At 39.4% G+C, this 17,520-nt stretch carries 14 protein-coding genes; 12 read left to right on the top strand and 2 right to left on the bottom strand.

From position 1 onward, the window contains the following. Nucleotides 1-156: 156 nt before the first annotated feature. From CSB87_RS02810 to CSB87_RS02800, 3 genes are all read left to right on the top strand, one after another. Nucleotides 157-927: a 3-hydroxyacyl-CoA dehydrogenase gene (locus CSB87_RS02810; RefSeq protein ID WP_031952809.1), complete on the top strand. Its 771-nt coding sequence runs from the start codon at nt 157-159 to the stop codon at nt 925-927. Nucleotides 928-945: 18 nt separating this feature from the next. After that, nucleotides 946-2,082 carry an acyl-CoA dehydrogenase family protein gene (locus CSB87_RS02805; protein WP_004708077.1) on the top strand — a complete coding sequence of 379 codons (1,137 nt, stop codon included), beginning with the start codon at nt 946-948 and terminating at the stop codon, nt 2,080-2,082. Between the two features lie 220 nt (nt 2,083-2,302). Beyond that, nucleotides 2,303-3,946 carry an AMP-binding protein gene (locus CSB87_RS02800; protein ID WP_031952807.1) on the top strand — a complete coding sequence of 548 codons (1,644 nt, stop codon included), beginning with the start codon at nt 2,303-2,305 and terminating at the stop codon, nt 3,944-3,946. Nucleotides 3,947-3,990: 44 nt separating this feature from the next. Here CSB87_RS02800 and CSB87_RS02795 read toward each other — a convergent pair whose 3' ends face one another. Continuing rightward, entirely contained in the window at nt 3,991-4,569 is a 579-nt protein-coding gene (locus CSB87_RS02795) for a flavin reductase family protein (protein ID WP_004708082.1), read from the bottom strand. 169 nt (nt 4,570-4,738) lie between these two features. On the opposite strand from CSB87_RS02795, the gene CSB87_RS02790 reads away from it, so the two are divergent. The 9 genes from CSB87_RS02790 (at nt 4,739) to CSB87_RS02750 (ending at nt 15,718) form a co-directional block, all read left to right on the top strand. Then, on the top strand, nt 4,739-5,515 hold the full coding sequence (locus CSB87_RS02790; RefSeq protein ID WP_004708084.1) for a HesA/MoeB/ThiF family protein: 777 nt from the start codon (nt 4,739-4,741) through the stop codon (nt 5,513-5,515). A 58-nt stretch (nt 5,516-5,573) separates the two neighbouring features. Beyond that, a complete protein-coding gene (locus tag CSB87_RS02785) occupies nt 5,574-6,872 on the top strand; it encodes an ABC1 kinase family protein (RefSeq protein ID WP_031952806.1) in 1,299 nt (432 codons plus the stop codon). 15 nt (nt 6,873-6,887) lie between these two features. Beyond that, nucleotides 6,888-7,268 carry a dihydroneopterin aldolase gene (gene folB, locus CSB87_RS02780; RefSeq protein WP_000338781.1) on the top strand — a complete coding sequence of 127 codons (381 nt, stop codon included), beginning with the start codon at nt 6,888-6,890 and terminating at the stop codon, nt 7,266-7,268. Further along, on the top strand, nt 7,225-7,662 hold the full coding sequence (locus CSB87_RS02775) for a 2-amino-4-hydroxy-6-hydroxymethyldihydropteridine diphosphokinase (RefSeq protein ID WP_031952805.1): 438 nt from the start codon (nt 7,225-7,227) through the stop codon (nt 7,660-7,662). The genes folB and CSB87_RS02775 overlap by 44 nt, the downstream gene beginning before the upstream one ends. Nucleotides 7,663-7,920: 258 nt before the next feature. Beyond that, nucleotides 7,921-9,630 (top strand): potassium-transporting ATPase subunit KdpA, encoded by a 1,710-nt coding sequence (kdpA, locus tag CSB87_RS02770; RefSeq protein ID WP_106105026.1) that lies wholly within the window; start codon nt 7,921-7,923, stop codon nt 9,628-9,630. An 8-nt stretch (nt 9,631-9,638) separates the two neighbouring features. Beyond that, entirely contained in the window at nt 9,639-11,678 is a 2,040-nt protein-coding gene (gene kdpB / locus CSB87_RS02765; RefSeq protein ID WP_079377786.1) for a potassium-transporting ATPase subunit KdpB, read from the top strand. A 13-nt stretch (nt 11,679-11,691) separates the two neighbouring features. Beyond that, nucleotides 11,692-12,297: a potassium-transporting ATPase subunit KdpC gene (gene kdpC / locus CSB87_RS02760; protein WP_031952801.1), complete on the top strand. Its 606-nt coding sequence runs from the start codon at nt 11,692-11,694 to the stop codon at nt 12,295-12,297. A gap of 38 nt (nt 12,298-12,335) precedes the next feature. Then, nucleotides 12,336-14,990 carry a sensor histidine kinase gene (locus tag CSB87_RS02755; protein ID WP_031952799.1) on the top strand — a complete coding sequence of 885 codons (2,655 nt, stop codon included), beginning with the start codon at nt 12,336-12,338 and terminating at the stop codon, nt 14,988-14,990. An 11-nt stretch (nt 14,991-15,001) separates the two neighbouring features. After that, nucleotides 15,002-15,718 carry a response regulator gene (locus tag CSB87_RS02750; protein ID WP_000625753.1) on the top strand — a complete coding sequence of 239 codons (717 nt, stop codon included), beginning with the start codon at nt 15,002-15,004 and terminating at the stop codon, nt 15,716-15,718. A gap of 77 nt (nt 15,719-15,795) precedes the next feature. Here CSB87_RS02750 and CSB87_RS02745 read toward each other — a convergent pair whose 3' ends face one another. Beyond that, complete coding sequence (locus CSB87_RS02745) at nt 15,796-17,220, bottom strand: glutamine synthetase family protein (RefSeq protein ID WP_031959334.1); 1,425 nt, start codon at nt 17,218-17,220, stop codon at nt 15,796-15,798. Nucleotides 17,221-17,520 lie beyond the last annotated feature (300 nt).

Below are 17,520 nucleotides of genomic sequence, written 5' to 3'. Positions count from 1 at the left end.
CATTTTTTTACGTATTTCAAATGAAATATTTCATATTCAAAATTTGGATTGATCAAAAGCTGCAAGCATTTTGAGGTTTTTTGAAATTGTATCGGAAAAAAACAACTTTTACTCTCACTACTAAGGTTAAAGAACATTTCTATAGGACGTTACATAATGAAAATTCAAGGAAAACATTTCGTGATTACAGGTGGCGGCTCTGGTTTAGGCGCTGCAACTGCTGAGTATTTGGTAAAGCAAGGTGCCTCAGTCACATTAGTAGACATGAATGTAGAAGCAGGTGAACAGCAAGCAAAACAGCTAGGGTCAAAAGCTGACTTTGTAAAACTTGATGTAACCGATGAAGTTGCTGCTGAACAGTTCTTTAAAGATGTGTTGGTTAAACATGGTCATGTGCATGGTTTGGTTAACTGTGCAGGTATCGGCCCTTCTGCAAAAGTAGTTGGCCGTGAGGGTGTTCATGACTTGGGATTATTTGCAAAGACTTTAAGTATTAATGTCACAGGTACATTTAACATGCTGCGTTTTGCAGCAGATGCCATGAGCAAAAACACAGTTGAAGAAGGTGAAGAGGACCGTGGCATCATTGTTAACACTGCTTCTGTTGCAGCATTTGACGGTCAAATTGGACAAGCAGCTTATTCTGCATCAAAAGGCGCTATTGTGGCGATGACTTTGCCGATTGCTCGTGAGCTAGCGCGACATGCCATTCGTATTATGACCATTGCACCGGGAATTATGGAAACTCCAATGCTTAAGGGTATGCCACAAAATGTACAAGATGCTCTGGGGCAAATGGTTCCGTATCCATCTCGTTTAGGAAAACCAGAAGAGTTTGCTCGTTTGGTTGCCCATATTGCTGAAAACTCATATTTAAACGGTGAAGTCATTCGTTTAGATGGTGCAATTCGTATGGCAGCAAAATAATAAATTAAGGATGTTGAAATGATTCTAAATGCTGAACAAAGTATGGTTCAGGAGATGATGCGTAACTATGCGCAAAATCAGTTAAAACCAACTGCTGCACATCGCGATAAGACTCATGAATTTCCGGCTCAAGAATTAAAAGACTTAGGCGCCCTAGGCGCTATGGGGATGACTGTGCCCGATGAATGGGGCGGTGCTGGAATGGATTATGTATCTTTGGTACTCGCAATTGAAGAAATTGCTGCAGGTGATGGTGCTATTTCGACAATCGTAAGTGTTCAAAATTCATTGGTTTGCGGTATTACACTGGCATACGGTTCAGATCAGCAAAAACAAATCTATTTGCCAAAATTTGCCTCTGGTGAATGGCTAGGATGCTTTTGTTTAACTGAGCCACATGTCGGTTCCGATGCAAGCGCGATTTTATGTAAAGCCGAGCGAGATGGCGACCATTGGGTACTCAATGGCGTAAAGCAATTTATTACCAGTGGTAAAAATGCTCAAGTGGCTTTGGTGTTTGCGGTTACAGATAAACAGGCTGGCAAAAAAGGCATTTCGTGTTTTCTTGTACCTACGAATATACAAGGTTACTTGGTCACTCGTATTGAAGACAAAATGGGTCAACATGCTTCGGACACCGCAACCATTACGCTTGAAGACTGCCGGATTCCTTTAGAAAATTTGGTGGGACAAGAAGGTGAAGGTTATAAAATTGCGCTATCTAATTTAGCGGCTGGTCGTATTGGTATTGCGGCTCAATCTGTTGGTATGGCAAGAGCAGCTTTTGATGCTGCTGTGCAATACGCGAATGAGCGTAAGGCCTTCGGTGTAGAGCTGGTTCAGCATCAGGCGGTTGGTTTTCGCTTAGCCGATATGGCAACCCAAATTGAAGCTGCACATCAGCTGGTTTTACATGCGGCAACTTTAAAAGATGCGGGGCTACCTTGTTTAAAAGAAGCCTCAATGGCGAAACTCTTTGCATCAACTATGGCTGAGCGAGTATGTTCGGATGCAATCCAGATCCATGGCGGTTATGGATACGTCAGTGATTTTCCTGTTGAGAGAATTTATCGGGATGTCCGCGTAAGCCAGATTTATGAAGGTGCTTCAGATATTCAACGTTTGGTGATTGCTCGCGAAGTGGCTCAAGTTTAGGTCATAAAGTATTGAGTTTTTAAACTTAAAACTGCAAGAAGCCGCACATCAAGTGCGGTTTCTTGCAATTGAAATGATGCATTTTTGCTATTAGTTTTATTTGAAATAGATGGAAAAGTTGAAGAAATATTCTTCGAGCTTTAGCTAAAACAATAACAGTCAGGACAAATTTTGTGGTCTTACACAAAATCAATCATCCAACGGAATGAAGGTGAGCATCATGAAAACTTTGGCAGAAGCTTATCAGCAATTTGATCTTGCAAAACTCATTGAAGAGCAACTTGTTGGGCATTCCCAAGCAATAAATGCTTATGTTGAGTGCTGTGAGCGTTATGTAGGAAAAAATAAAACAGCGCTTATTTGGGAAGGAAAAAACGGACAGACAGAGCACTATACGTTCGAACAACTTGCTGAGCTTTCTGGAAAACTTGCTAACTTCTTTAAAGCACAAGGAATTCAAGCTGGAGATTGTATTGCAGGACTTCTACCAAGAACGCCTGAGTTATTAATTACAATTTTGGCAACGTGGCGTATAGGCGCTATTTATCAGCCTTTATTTACTGCCTTTGAAGCAAAATCGATTGATCACCGTATTACGACTGCTCAAACTAAATTGATTGTGACCAATGATGAACAGCGCCCTAAACTGAATACTTTGAATGTTCCGGTTATTGTCACTGTTCATCAGACTGGTCCTTTGTCTGAGCATGACTTCGATTTTTGGCAATCTTTACAGCGCTATTCTGAGCAATGTGAGCCAGTAAATCGTAGCTTTGAAGATGACTTTTTAATGATGTTTACCTCTGGTACAACTGGACTTGCGAAATCTGTACCCGTTCCACTAAAAGCAATTTTGGCATTTAAAGGTTATATGACCCATGCTGTCGATTTGCGTGAAGATGACATGTTTTGGAATTTGGCAGATCCGGGCTGGGCGTATGGCTTGTATTATGGCATTACCGGGCCTTTAAGCTTGGGGCATAGCATTATTATGGATGAGCGTTCATTTAATGTAGATCAGGCAATAGAGTTAATAAAAAAATATAAAGTAAGTAATTTAACTGGTTCGCCAACAGCATTTCGCATGTTCTTTGGGTTTAAGGAAAAATTTGACCCTTCAATTAAACAACATTTACGCGTAGTGAGTAGTGCAGGTGAGCCATTAACTCCTGAGGTTGTGAACTGGTTTAAGCAGGATTTAGAGGTTAATATTTTTGATCAATATGGCCAAACTGAGCTAGGGATGGTGATTGCAAATCATCATGCGCTTGAGCACCCATTAAAAGTAGGTTCAGCTGGTTTTGCAATTCCTGGGCATCGTTTTGCGGTGTTAGACCAAAATTATCAAGAATTACCAACAGGTGGTGTTGGTATTTTGGCGATGGACTCGGAGCAATCGCCATTAATGTGGTTTAAAGGCTATGGTGGCAATAATCGCAAAGCCTTTGTCGGCAAATATTATTTAACAGGTGACACGGTCACTTTAAATGAACATGGCGGTATTGATTTTGTTGGACGTGCTGACGATGTCATTACAACATCGGGCTATAGAGTTGGACCATTCGATGTTGAAAGTACTTTATTAGAGTGTGAGGCGGTATTAGAGTCAGCAGTAATTGGTAAGCCAGATCCGGAACGAACCGAAATAGTCAAAGCCTTTGTGGTACTTAAGCCTGCTTATCAAGCGTGTGAAACATTAAAAGATAAGTTACAGCAATATGTTCGTAACCGTTTATCTCGTCATGCTTATCCAAAAGAGATTGAGTTTGTGGATAGCCTACCTAAAACCACGAGTGGAAAAATTCAAAGAGGATTGTTGAAGCAGCAAGAAATTGCAAAAATGCAGCAAGCTTATGCGAGTTAATGCAATAAAGGGAAATATTTAAATATTTCCCTTTATTTTTTATATTAGAGGTCGGCTTTCACTTCTTCACCAATTAAATAAAACGTTCCACCAGCAATATAGTGCAGGCTACGAAGTTCTTTTGGTGCATCCTGAAAATGCCAGTGCCCATCTCTAAAAACGCGACTATCTGCCCACGCACCTACAACAGAGCCAATAAATAAATCATGAGCTGACTGATTATGCGGTTCAGGAATAAGTTTACAAACCAGCCATGCGATACAACCTGATACAAGCGGACTGATCAGATCTTTTTGATAAAACAGTTCAACTCCGCAGTGCTCAAGTTTTTGTGGGTCATCCAACTTACTAATAGTACCAAGTTGTTTGGTCATATTGAGCTGGGCATAGCAAGGAACTTGCAGTGTGAAATAGCCACTTTGCTCGACAAGCTGTCGGGTTTTAGTGCTTTTATCTAAAACCACGGATACTTTGGCAGGCTTAAACTCTAAGGCACATGCCCATGCGGCAGCCATCACGTTACGGTCATCACCATACTGAGCAGAGACTAGTACAGTTGGACCATGATTTAACAAACGATAAGCTTTTTCTAACTCTACTGGTGCAATATATGATTGGGACATATTTAGCCTAAGTAACAAAGAAACTAGTTCGTTCTATTGTTGCAGAAAGCGTGTGAGAAGTAATGTAATGGGGAGTTAACTGAATAAAAAAGTTGTTTCCATTTTATAGCTTTCCTAATGACGAACTTAGTCATAAAATCATTTAGCTTCTAAGTGAAAGGATTAAGGCGTGACCGAGCTTCAAGATATCGATTTTGTAGAGTTAAGTGATGAAGAAATGCATCTCTATAGCCGTCAGATTTTACTTGATGGATGGGATATTGAAGCTCAGGAAAAACTCAAACTTGCCAATGTGCTGATTGTGGGTGCTGGTGGCATAGGCTGTAGCAGTGCAGAACTACTTGCACGAGCAGGGGTTGGGAAGATTACACTCATTGATGTAGATACCATTGAGATAAGTAATTTACAACGACAAATTGCGTTTGGTCATGAAGATATTGGTCATTATAAAGCTGAAGTTCTAGCAAAACGGTTACAGAAAATTAACCCTTATATCTGTGTTGAATACTTTAATGAACGTTTAGACGAACATAACATTGATAGACTTGTTGAACACCAAGACGTCGTTTTAGATGGTTGTGATAACTTTACAACTCGCTATTTAGTGAATAGTGCTTGTAAAAAGCATCAGGTCGCATTAATTAGTGCTTCTGCAATTGGCTTTCAGGCGCAAATGTTTATGGTTGAAGGTGATTCAGCTTGTTATGAATGTTTATTTCCAAAAGAACAGCATGACAATGAAGGCCTTCGCTGTGCAGAGTCAGGAGTGCTTGCAACGGCTCCTGTAATGATAGCGTCATTACAAGCACATCACACTTTACTTTATTTAGGGCTTAATCGCACTCCTCTGAAACAGAAACTGTTACTTTGGGACGGATTAAATATGTCACAACGTATTGTTAATTTTGATAAAGATATAAATTGTCCACTTTGTCAGGCAAGCTAATCAGCAAATAAAGCAAAATTTGCTAAACTTGAGACGAATATTCTGGTTCTAAAGAAATATGAAAAAAAATATTTTATTTGATGGATTGCGCTCAGTTGCCCGTATCGGTGAAACCGCAGTAGTTGCGGCTAAAGCTGGTATTAAGTACGCAACTGATAAGCCAAGTAATGCCAAACTCATGCGTGAGACTTTTGAGTCGCTTGGCTCAACATATATTAAGCTTGGTCAGTTTATCGCGAGTACACCATCGCTATTTCCGCGTGAATATGTGGAAGAATTTCAAGGTTGTTTGGATCAGACTCCAACTCTGCCATTTAGCTATATTCAAGGCGTACTTGCCTCTGAATTTGAAGGGCGTGATTTAAACCAGATTTTTAGTTATATCGATGAAAAACCTTTAGCTTCTGCTTCAATTGCTCAGGTTCACGCAGCTAAACTAACGACAGGTGAAGATGTCGTTATCAAAGTACAAAAACCTGGCGTAGAAACTATTTTATACACTGACTTAAATGTGGTGCATTGGGCTGCAAAGCTGCTTGAACGTGCAGTCCCTAAAATCAAGTTTGCTGCTCTTTCTGACATTGTTGATGAAATCAAAACTCGTATGGTGCGTGAAGTCGATTTCATTGAGGAAGCCCAGAACTTAGATGACTTTGTTGAGTATTTAAATATTTCTCAAAACCAAGCTGCGACGGCCCCTAAAGTTTATCATCAGTTTTCTACACGCCGTGTTTTGACCATGCAGCGTTTATATGGTGTGTCTTTGACAGATTTTAGTGTCGTGAAACAATATGCTAAAGACCCATCACAAGTACTCATTACTGCCATGAATACATGGTTTGGTAGTCTTATGCTTTGTAAGAGTTTCCATGCTGACTTACATGCTGGAAATCTAATGCTGCTCGAAGATGGGCGAATTGGTTTTATCGATTTCGGTATTGTGGGGCAGTTAAAACCAGAAGTCTGGACAGCGTGTATCGCGTTTATGGATGCTTTGCAAAAGACTGATTATCAGGCTATGGCTGAAAACATGCTCAAAATGGGTATGACCCATAACAAGGTCGATGTTCAGGTTTTAGCTCAAGATTTAGAGCGTTTGTTTAATGGCGTATTAATGGCCGATCCACAGCAGATTTTGTCTACTAATCCTGCCGATTTAAACGACATTATGATGGATATGGTGGGTGTAGGTGAGCGCCACGGTATTAAATTCCCTCGAGATTTTGCCTTATTATTTAAGCAAATGCTTTATTTCGATCGTTTTATGCGCGTACTCGCACCATATACTGATATTTATGCAGACCAACGTTTGAAAATGGTTCAAAATATGGAACCTGCTTCGTTGTTAAAGCACTAAGGTCAGTTTAAATTTATGGATGCCATTATTATTGAAGGCTTGAAGGTTGAGACAGTGATTGGCTGTTTCAACTGGGAAAGACAAATCATTCAACCTTTAATGTTGGATTTGACCATCCATAATGATTTGAGCCGAGCTGCAGCGTCTGACAAGCTTGAGGATACACTCAACTATGCGCAGATTTGTGAGTTATCGGCTCAAACCATTCAGCAAGCCAAACCTGAGTTAATTGAGCATGCAGCTCATCTGGTTTTGCAATGTTTGTTTGAAACCTTTCCAACAATTGAAAAAATTACCATAACCATCCGTAAGCCAGCCATCATTGCAGAAGCTAATGCTGTAGGAATTCGTCTTGAACGCACCAGAAACAATTTTTGCGCTCGCCCTAGCGAGTAATTTAGACGCAGATCAGCACTTTACTTTTGCGTATACGCAATTAGCAACTTTGGGGAAAGTGCAGTTTTCATCTGTTTATCAAATTCCATGCCGAGATGGTATTGGAGATGATTACTGGAATTCAGCATGTCTGTTAAGAAGTACTTTATCGTCTGAACAAATTGAATCTTTTTTAAAGAAACTTGAGTCAGATTCTGGACGTGTTCGGCCATCGCATCATATTTCTTTAGATGTAGATTTGATTGCATGGGGAAGTGATCTCGACCATATGCAACTTAATTCTAAAAAATTACCTTTGGCGCTCGATGTAAAAATTCCTTTATATGAACTTTGGCATTGTGAAAGACTAAAGGCTGATAGTACGCTTTACCCAGTTGTTACTTTTAAATTTTAAGGTCTTTTAAACTAAATTTTACGCAAAATTTACGCGGCCTTTGAGTTCCTCAATAGAGAATTTACGAGCATTTTACCGATACTGAAATCCACTAAATTAGTGTTACTTCAGGACAATAAAGATGCTTATAAATTCTCAAATGCGCATCTTGCATCAGTCTGGCATAGCCTTATGCGGACTCAAAAAAAGTGATATTTCTTCATCTCTCCTTATTTCCATTTTGGCAAATCAAGCCAAGGGGTATAGAGGAGAATAGCCATGTTGGAACTTATCCTTGTTTTATTTATTGCTATTTTTTTAGCATGGTGTCTTAGCAAATATCTATCCCAAGTAATGGCAAATCAGCCGATGGTGGGCGATGGATTATTTCGTTGGATTGAAAATCCTGTCTATCGCTTGTTAGGTATATCTCCGCAACAACAAATGAACTGGAAACAATATTCTTTAGCATTTGTTGTTAGCTGTATTTTTTTAGCTGTAGCCGTTTTTGCTATTTTTATGACACAAGCATGGCTGCCATTAAACCCAAATCATGCACCAAATATGAGCTGGGATTTAGCATTACACACGGTTATTTCATTTTTAACCAACACCAACCAACAGCATTATTCTGGTCAAGCTCAATTGTCTTATTTGTCGCAAATGACAGGTATTGTAGGTTTGCAAGTCATCACACCAATGATGGGATTAGCTTTAGTTGTTGCGACCTTAAGAGCTTTCTTTTATCAACGTCCTAGCCATATTGCGGCCGATGTTGCTGAACAGCCAGATCAAATTTTAATTGGTAACTATTGGGCAGATGTAATACGCCCTACAGTCCGGTTCTTGCTTCCTCTGTGTTTTGTCTGGTCATTGTTGCTTAACAGCCAAGGTGTGCCAGCAACTTTCCAAGGTGGGCCAGAAGTACAGCTTATTGATAAAGCCAATAGCGTTGAAATTCAAAAAATTCCTTTAGGACCAGTTGCACCCATGGTTGCTGTTAAGCAATTGGGTAGTAACGGTGGTGGCTGGTATGGTCCAAATAGTTCTGTACCTTTAGAAAATCCAACGCCGCTATCTAATTTATTAGAAATGATAGCGATTTTACTCATTCCAATTACAGTCGTTTTTATGGTGGGACATTTTACTCGACGTAAAAAATTTGCCTACTTTGTGTTTGGTAGCATGCTTTTAATGTCGGTTATTTCAGGTGCAGCAGCTGTCTGGTCTGAAAGTATATCATCGACCGCATCTCAAATTGCAATAATGGAAGGTAAAGAACAACGTTTTGGACCAGCAGCATCAGCAGTTTGGGCTGCGCTGACCACACAAGTGAATAACGGTTCGGTCAATATGATGCACGATTCTTCTGCGCCGCTTACTGGGCTGGTTGAACTCATTAACATGTTGATTAATGCCATTTGGGGCGGTGTGGGCTGTGGTCTGCAACAGTTTATGATTTATCTGTTACTCGTTGTATTTATTGCAGGCTTAATGACAGGTCGTACACCTGAATTGTTTGGACGCAAAATTGAAGCAGCAGAGATCAAGCTACTTGCAGTTATTATCTTAATTCAGCCTCTTATTATTCTGGCTTTTACAGCCTTGAGTCTTAGTATTCCGGGATTATCAGGTATCACAAACCCTGGACCACACGGTATTAGCCAAGTGTTCTATGAATATGTCTCTGCATTTGCCAACAATGGTTCAGGTTTTGAAGGTCTTGGAGACAACACCGTATGGTGGAATGTCACCTGTAGTCTTGCTCTTCTTTTAGGACGCTTCCCGACATTAATTTTGCCATTAATGATTGCGACACGTTTAGCAGCAAAAAGAAAAGCACCCGAAACAACAGGTAGCCTTCAGGTTGAAACGCCAACCTTTGCCTTAACGCTGATTACGATTGTTGTATTGCTTACCTTATTACAATTTATGCCAGTTCTTGTCCTTGGGCCAATTGCCGATCAACTTTTGTTGGTTAAAGGCTAAGGAGGCGAGTGAAAATGAATACACAAACTCATGTAAATAGCCATAAAACAACTGTGGCAGTACCAAGTTTTGAAGTTTGGAAAAATGCTTTTATAAAATTGCTACCCCAGCATGCAATTAAAAATCCAGTCATGGCAATTGTATGGCTTGGAACAGTAATCACTGCTCTAAGTACCTTAATGGGATATGCCACACTGGTATTCGGTTTGGTTGTCACAGCAATTTTGTTCATTACGATTTTATTTGCTAACTATGCTGAAGCGGTTGCAGAGGCTAGAGGTCGTGGACAGGCATCTTCATTACGTGCAGCAAGAGAAAACTTGACTGCTCGAAGACTTAATTCTTTGACAGACCGCCAAGCAACTCAAGTTGCAGCCACTGAACTTCATTTAAATGATTATATTGAAGTTCATGCAGGTGAGCTTGTTCCAGCAGATGGTGAGATTGTAGAAGGCTTTGCGACCATTAATGAATCGGCTGTTACAGGTGAGTCTGCACCTGTGCTACGTGAAGCTGGAACTGACCGTTCAGGTGTTATTGGTGGGACTAAAGTTCTTACAGATCGTATTGTTGTGCAAGTGACTGCTGAATCTGGTCAAAGCTTCTTAGACCGTATGATTGCTTTGGTTGAAGGTTCAAATCGTCAAAAAACACCAAATGAGATTGCACTTGGCTTCTTATTAATGGTGATGACAATTACCTTCTTAATTGTTGTGATTAGCTTGCCGTTTATTGCTCATTATTTGCATATTGAACTTGATCCAGTCGTGCTCGTTGCGCTGTTGGTCTGCTTAATTCCAACAACCATTGGTGGCTTGTTACCTGCGATTGGTATTGCGGGTATGAACCGCGCGCTCAAAGCCAATGTTTTGGCGAAATCAGGTAAAGCAGTAGAAGTTGCGGGTGATATTGATGTGCTTTTACTCGATAAAACAGGAACCATTACTTATGGTGACCGTCAAGCGACTTCTTTTTATCCTTTAACTTCTGTAAGTGAGTCGGAGTTGAGAGCTGCTGCTTGGGTAAGTTCACTTGCCGACCCAACACCAGAAGGGAAATCGATTGTTAAGTTAGCAAAAGAACAAGGTTTAAAACAGCAAGAACCTGAGCAAGCCGAATTTATCTCTTTTAGTGCTTCGACTCGAATTTCCGGTGTGAATTTACCGAATGGTGAGCAAATTCGTAAAGGTGCTTTAGATGCAATCTTGAAATTTGTAGATGAAGATTATTCTCAAGATCTAGAGTTAAAAGCACGTGTTGAACAAGTTGCTAAAAAAGGGGCGACACCGTTGGTTGTTGCAAATCAACATCATGTATTGGGTGTGATTGAACTCTCTGATGTAATTAAACACGGTATTAAAGAACGTTTTGCTCGTTTAAGAGAAATGGGTATTAAAACTGTCATGGTCACAGGTGATAACCCATTAACCGCTGCTGCGATTGCTGCTGAAGCGGGTGTAGATGACTATATTGCCGAAGCAAAACCAGAAGATAAACTCGCTTGTATTCGCACCGAACAACAACAAGGTCGTTTAGTTGCGATGGTCGGTGATGGAACTAACGATGCGCCAGCACTAGCACAAGCCGATATTGGCTTAGCCATGAACTCGGGTACACAAGCTGCAAAAGAAGCCGGCAACATGGTTGATTTAGACTCAGATCCAACCAAACTTCTTGCTGTGGTTGAGATTGGGAAACAGCAACTAATTACCCGCGGTGCTTTGACAACATTTTCGTTAGCAAATGACGTCTCTAAATACTTTGCCATTTTGCCTGCGTTGTTCGCTGCTGCGATTCCACAAATGCAAGTATTGAATGTGATGCATTTGGCTAGTCCAAATAGCGCGATTTTATCTGCATTAATTTTTAACGCGATTATTATCCCGCTATTAATTCCAATCGCATTACGTGGCGTGAAATTTAAACCTTCAACTGCAACTCAGTTACTACGTCGAAATATGTTGATTTATGGGGTGGGCGGTGTGGTTCTACCATTCATTGCCATTAAAGCGATTGATGTTGTTATTGTTCAATTATTTGGTTTGTAATCTGGAGTTTGAAATGAAAACTTATGCACAAAATTCAGAAGCAAATTTGGGTCAGACCTTAAGAGCATCTTTCGGACTTCTAATTTTTACTCTTGTGGGTTGTGGTGCTGTTTATAGTGCGATCGCTACAGGTGCGGGACAGGTTTTATTTCACAATCAAGCAAATGGTAGTTTGATTGAAATAGACCATAAAGTTCTAGGGTCAAAATTAGTCGCTCAGCCATTTGTTGGAGAAGCTTATTTTCATCCACGCCCTTCAGCGGTTGCTTATGACCCGATGGCCATGGGGGCCACAAACTTAGCGCTTACTAATCCAGAGCTGCAAAAACAAATTGATGCGCAGATTCTTGCGGTGAAAAAACAAGACCATACAGGTAATAACCCTATTCCAAGTGATTTAGTGACTAAATCGGGTAGTGGTATCGATCCGCATATTAGTCCTGAATCTGCTCAAATACAGGTTGCCAGAGTAGCTCAAGCGCGTCATTTAGACCCTAAAGTTGTAGAAGAGTTACTTCAAAAGCATATTGAACCAGTTCAGTTTGGTGTACTAGGGCAAGCTCGTGTTAATGTATTAGAGCTAAATAACGCTTTAGATCAATTACAATCTACACATTAACTTGAAAATAAAATTGTTAGTTTACCGGATGATATCAAGTGCAAAGCAATCGCGAAAATCAGGCTGAGGCCTTATTAAATCATGTAAATAGATATCAAGCCGGTCGACTAACAGTCTTTCTCGGTGCAGCGCCTGGTGTCGGCAAAACCTATGCCATGCTTGCCCGCGCTAAAGAGTTATTTCAACAAGGTACAGATGTTGTTGTTGGTATTGTTGAAACCCACGGAAGAATAGAAACTCTAAAAATTTTGGAAGGCTTGCCTCAAATTGCTAGAAAGGAAATGCAATATCAGGGGCATACTTTAGAAGAAATGGATTTGGATGCTATTTTACTCAGGCATCCGGAAATTGTTTTAGTTGATGAGTTGGCTCATCGCAATATACCCAATAGTCGCCATGAACGACGGTGGCAAGATGTCAATGAATTACTAGATGCGGGTATTGATGTATTTACCACCATGAATATTCAGCATTTAGAAAGCTTAAATGATGTGGTACATCAGATTACGAGCATTCGAGTAAATGAAACTGTGCCAGATCGGGTGTTTGACCGTATTCGAGATATTCGTTTAATTGATTTACCTGTCAGTGAACTCATTGAAAGGCTCCATCAAGGAAAAGTCTATGTGCCAGAGCAAGCGAATCTGGCATTACAAGGCTTTTTTAGCATTTCAAATTTAACAGCATTGCGTGAACTAGCAATGCAATGCGTTGCTGAGCATGTCGATTCAGATTTAAAACAGAGTTACACCTCTAAGGGTTTGAAGTCTATCTCGCTACAAAATGAATTAATGATTGCGATAGATGGACAAGGTTCTTCTGAATATTTAGTGCGGGCAGGTTGTCGTTTAGCTGAACGCTATGGAGCAACATGGACTGTAGTGAATGTTGCTAAAAGTTTGGACTTGGGACAGAGTTCGGGAAATTCATATAAAAAAGAATATATTGAAATTGACCGCGCATTTGAGCTGGCTCGACAACTCGGTGGTCGAACAGAAGTCTTATATGGGCATCGAGTTGCGTCAGTGTTAATGGATGCCGCGGTTGACCGAGGAATTTCCAATCTGGTTATTGGTAAAAGTATTTCACCGTGGTGGTCAAAGTTATTTAAGAAAAATTTAGCTCAGCAATTATTAAATCAAGAAAATTCGATTGCTTTAACGATTTTGCATCCAGAACAGGGCACTAAAAAGACAACTCAACTTGAAAAGCCATCATTTTTATCATTGAAAGAAAGTATTTTTGTTTTAGCGGTTACTTGTGTCAGTATTTTTATAGCTCACTTTGCCGAAGTTCTATTGGGTATTGAAGACTTTTCTGTCATTTTTATTATTTCAGTTTTAATTGTAGCAACTAAAACCCGAATGCTCGCTGCAGTAGTCGCCGCTCTTATTTGTTTCTTAGCCTATAACTTTTTCTTTATAGCACCACGTTTTACATTTCAAATTTCAGCACACCAAGGTGTAGTGACTGTAGTTGCTTTTTTTGCGGCAGCTTTAATTGCTGGGCGTTTGGCTTCTCAATTACGTCAGCAGGTTTTATCTTTAAAAGCTGCGAATGCCTACACCACAGTGATGCAAGATTTGGCACGTAAGCTTTCTAGTGCAGTAAACCTTGAAGAAGTTATGCAAACCGGTCGTATGACTTTAGAAACCCAACTTCAAACTAAAGTTTGGATTTCTATCCAAAATAGAGTTATTTCATCTGACATAGAACTAAATGATAAAGAAAAAGTAGCTGCAGAATGGTGTTTGAAACATCAACAGCCGTGTGGACGTTTTACCGATACCCTTAGTCAATCGAACTGGTGGTTTTTACCACTTTTAGAGCAAAAAAATAGCTTAGGTATAGTGGGAATTTACTTTAAGGGTGACGTGGTTTCTCTAAATTTTGAGCAGAAAAAACTAACTGAAAGTGTAGTTGAGTATATTGCACAGGCAGCACTTCGAACCCAATTGGTCAATGAACTTGAACAAGCAAAAGTGACCAGTGAAACAGAGCGTTTACGTTCTGCTTTATTATCTTCGGTATCGCATGATTTACGCTCGCCACTAGCTTCTATTATTGGAGCCGCAGATACGCTTGCCAATTTTAAAGCTGATATGTCAGAACAAGACCAGCAAGATTTACTTGAAACAATTCATTTAGAAGGTGAGCGTCTAGACCGTTATATTCAAAACTTGCTTGATATGACACGCTTAGGCCATGAAGGTTTAACTTTAAAAAGAGACTGGATTGGGGTAGATGAGTTAATTGGTTCGGCAACCCGCCGTTTAAAGCGCTATAAACCAGATACGCAAGTAGAGGTTCAGTTACCTGAGCAACAAATTAGTTTATATGTTCACCCTGCACTGGTAGAGCAAGCTATTTTTAATGTTTTAGAAAATGCCGCAAACTTTTCACCTCCAGATGAACCAGTCATGATTCGTGCTCAACTTTCATCAGAAGATGAAGTAAAAATTGAAATTGAAGATAGAGGTGCGGGAATTCCTGAAGATGAAAGACATCGCATTTTTGATATGTTTTACACGATGGAAAGAGGAGACCGTGGAAAATTTGGTACTGGTTTAGGGCTTACAATCGTAAAAGCGATTATTGGTGCTCATATGGGTACAATAGAAGCATTTTCAGGGCGCCAAAATAAAGGTACTTTAATTCAAATCAGATTACCCATTCACCCAGTAAAAGAATAAGTTGTAAATTCATGATAAGTTCCGAAACATCACCTGTAGAAACACGTATTGTGATTATTGATGATGAGCCTCAAATTCGTAAATTTTTAGATATTGCTTTAAGAACTCAAAAATATAAAACCACGCTCTGCGAAACGGGTTACAAAGGCCTAGAAACTTTAGCAACACAAGGGGCTGATTTGGTTATTCTAGATCTGGGCTTACCCGATTTAGACGGAAAAGAAGTGCTTCAAGAATTACGTAGCTGGTCGAATGTGCCGGTTATTGTGCTATCTGTACGGGCTGACGAATACGAAAAAGTTGCTTTGCTAGATGCTGGCGCAAACGATTACATGACCAAGCCTTTTAGTGTGCAAGAGCTTTTGGCGCGCATACGTGTCATTTTAAGAAACCAACCGATTCAGCAAGAAGCGCATGTCTATGACGATGGTTATCTTAAAGTTGATGTTACGCAACGTTTGGTTTGGGTCGAGCAACAACCAATTACTTTAACTCGAAAAGAATTTCAACTTTTGACATTGTTAATGCGCTATCAAGGACAGCTTTTAACCCAGCCACAGCTCTTAAAAGAACTATGGGGTCCAACCCATCAGGAAGATACGCACTATTTACGTATTTTAGTGGGCAAGTTACGCAGTAAACTGGGGGATAACGCAATTCAGCCACGCTATATTGCAACTGAACCTGGTGTTGGATTGCGTTTTTTAGCTAAACAGAAAAATCATTAATTAGATATAAAAAAAACCTTAGGGTATTTCTCCCTAAGGGTTTGTAAAGTGGTTTATAGTTTTTTTGCTTTTTTTATTTATATATCCCAATGTTGTTCTGCTTCAGTCATTTGACTATAAATGTTTTGATATTCAGCCTGCTTAACCGTGTACCAATGTTCGACAAAGTCAGCGCCTAAATATCCTTTTAAAATAAGACTTCCTTTAAATATTTTTAAGGCTTCTGGTTGGTTGTTAGCTAATAAAAAATGCTCGTCTGGAAATTTTAAAAGATGAGCAGGTTTTGGTAGTGGTAATTTATGAGATAAGCCGTAAGATACACCTGCTAAAATAGTGGCTGTAACGAGATAGGGGTTACAGTCAGCTCCAGCAACACGGTATTCTAAACGTTGATTTTGTATATCTGAACATGGAATGCGGATTGCGACATTACGATTGTTAGTATCCCAATTGGCTTCTAATGGTACATGATGCCCAATTTTAAAGCGTCTATAAGAATTAATATTAGGGGCTAAAATCGCCATAGATGCAGGCATTAGCTCAATAAGTCCGCTAATTGCACTGAGTAATTTGGTAGAAAGCTCATCTTTTTCTTCTTCTGAACTAAATATATTTTCATGGTATTGATTCAGCATACTCATATGAAAATGCATGCCGCTTCCAGCCTTTGCCAAGTTGGGTTTCGCCATAAAACAAGCAGTTAAGTCATGCTTTCTTGCGACTTGTTTTACAATTCTTTTTAAAGCATTAATTTGATCGCATAGCTTCAAAATGTCATGGCTGTGTTGAAGATTTAGTTCATATTGTCCAGGAGATGATTCCGCAACAATCGCGGTAATTTCAATAGATTGTAGTAGAGCAGCTTTTTCAACCTCATCTAGGACTTGTTGATAGTTATTGGGTGCATCTATATCAAAACATTGGTTTTCTATACAGGTTTCAGCCTGATGCTGAGGTGAGAAAAGATAAAATTCTAATTCGGCAGCCATGACAGGAAAGTAATTATGGGCATGTAACTGATTTAATATTTTTTTTAATATATTGCGTGGTTCATAGCGGCAGTCTGTACCATCTTCTTCTTGCATTGATAGGTAAAGCTGAGCATTTAATTCTGGGGATAAGGCACTTGGTTGCAAGCTGCCTAAAATGGGCAGGCAAAGTCTATCTGGTTCACCAATATATTTTCCTAATCCTGTCTCTTCAATTACTTTTCCATCAAGGCTCATGGCGTAAACAGAAAGTGGAAAATAACATCCATGAGAGAGATTTTTGAGGCTTTTAACGTCAATTCGTTTACCACGAATATGCCCGTTTAAGTCATGTAGACAAATATCAATGTGCTGAGTCTGAGGATATAAATTTAAATATTCATCAACTTCTTTTAAAAAAAGCTCTGAGTTGAACGTATGTACGTGCGTTTGTGGAATAAAATCATCTGATATTTTAAATGCCTTAAAGTGAGAATCTTTTAAGTTTAAATTTGGGTAAATAAGCGTACTCATTATAAAAAACCTTGGTGGTTATTTAGCTAAAATCCTACCTTAGCCCTTGAAGTAAGTCGCGTAAAAAAAGAGTAAAATGATTAAAGAGAGTTTTATAAATAATTTTTATTTTTTGTATTCATAATCAGTGGCTTGAGTTTTGTTTTGATAATAAATTTTTAAAGTAAAATTAACGTATAAGAGCCATTTGATAGTTCATGATTTCGCTTTAAAAAATTAAACATAATTAGAATTTATGATCCTTAAATTTGGTGAGATGGTCAAACTGCTTTAAACTTAAACGCTTATCCAGTTAAAAAT

This window comes from Acinetobacter sp. AR_0276 (assembly GCF_003000705.1).
In the GTDB taxonomy this organism is placed as follows: Bacteria; Pseudomonadota; Gammaproteobacteria; order Pseudomonadales; family Moraxellaceae; genus Acinetobacter; species Acinetobacter nosocomialis.
This window is presented reverse-complemented; position numbering and strand designations above follow the sequence as displayed.

What these genes read in the sequence shown, in the direction of transcription:
- CSB87_RS02800 (WP_031952807.1), top strand. Translation starts at nt 2,303, where the DNA reads ATGAAAACTTTGGCAGAAGCTTATCAGCAATTTGATCTTGCAAAACTC.
- folB (WP_000338781.1), top strand. Translation starts at nt 6,888, where the DNA reads ATGGATGCCATTATTATTGAAGGCTTGAAGGTTGAGACAGTGATTGGC.
- CSB87_RS02810 (WP_031952809.1), top strand. Translation starts at nt 157, where the DNA reads ATGAAAATTCAAGGAAAACATTTCGTGATTACAGGTGGCGGCTCTGGT.
- CSB87_RS02805 (WP_004708077.1), top strand. Translation starts at nt 946, where the DNA reads ATGATTCTAAATGCTGAACAAAGTATGGTTCAGGAGATGATGCGTAAC.
- kdpA (WP_106105026.1), top strand. Translation starts at nt 7,921, where the DNA reads ATGTTGGAACTTATCCTTGTTTTATTTATTGCTATTTTTTTAGCATGG.
- CSB87_RS02795 (WP_004708082.1), bottom strand. Translation starts at nt 4,569, where the DNA reads ATGTCCCAATCATATATTGCACCAGTAGAGTTAGAAAAAGCTTATCGT.
- CSB87_RS02785 (WP_031952806.1), top strand. Translation starts at nt 5,574, where the DNA reads ATGAAAAAAAATATTTTATTTGATGGATTGCGCTCAGTTGCCCGTATC.
- CSB87_RS02745 (WP_031959334.1), bottom strand. Translation starts at nt 17,220, where the DNA reads ATGAGTACGCTTATTTACCCAAATTTAAACTTAAAAGATTCTCACTTT.
- CSB87_RS02750 (WP_000625753.1), top strand. Translation starts at nt 15,002, where the DNA reads ATGATAAGTTCCGAAACATCACCTGTAGAAACACGTATTGTGATTATT.
- kdpC (WP_031952801.1), top strand. Translation starts at nt 11,692, where the DNA reads ATGAAAACTTATGCACAAAATTCAGAAGCAAATTTGGGTCAGACCTTA.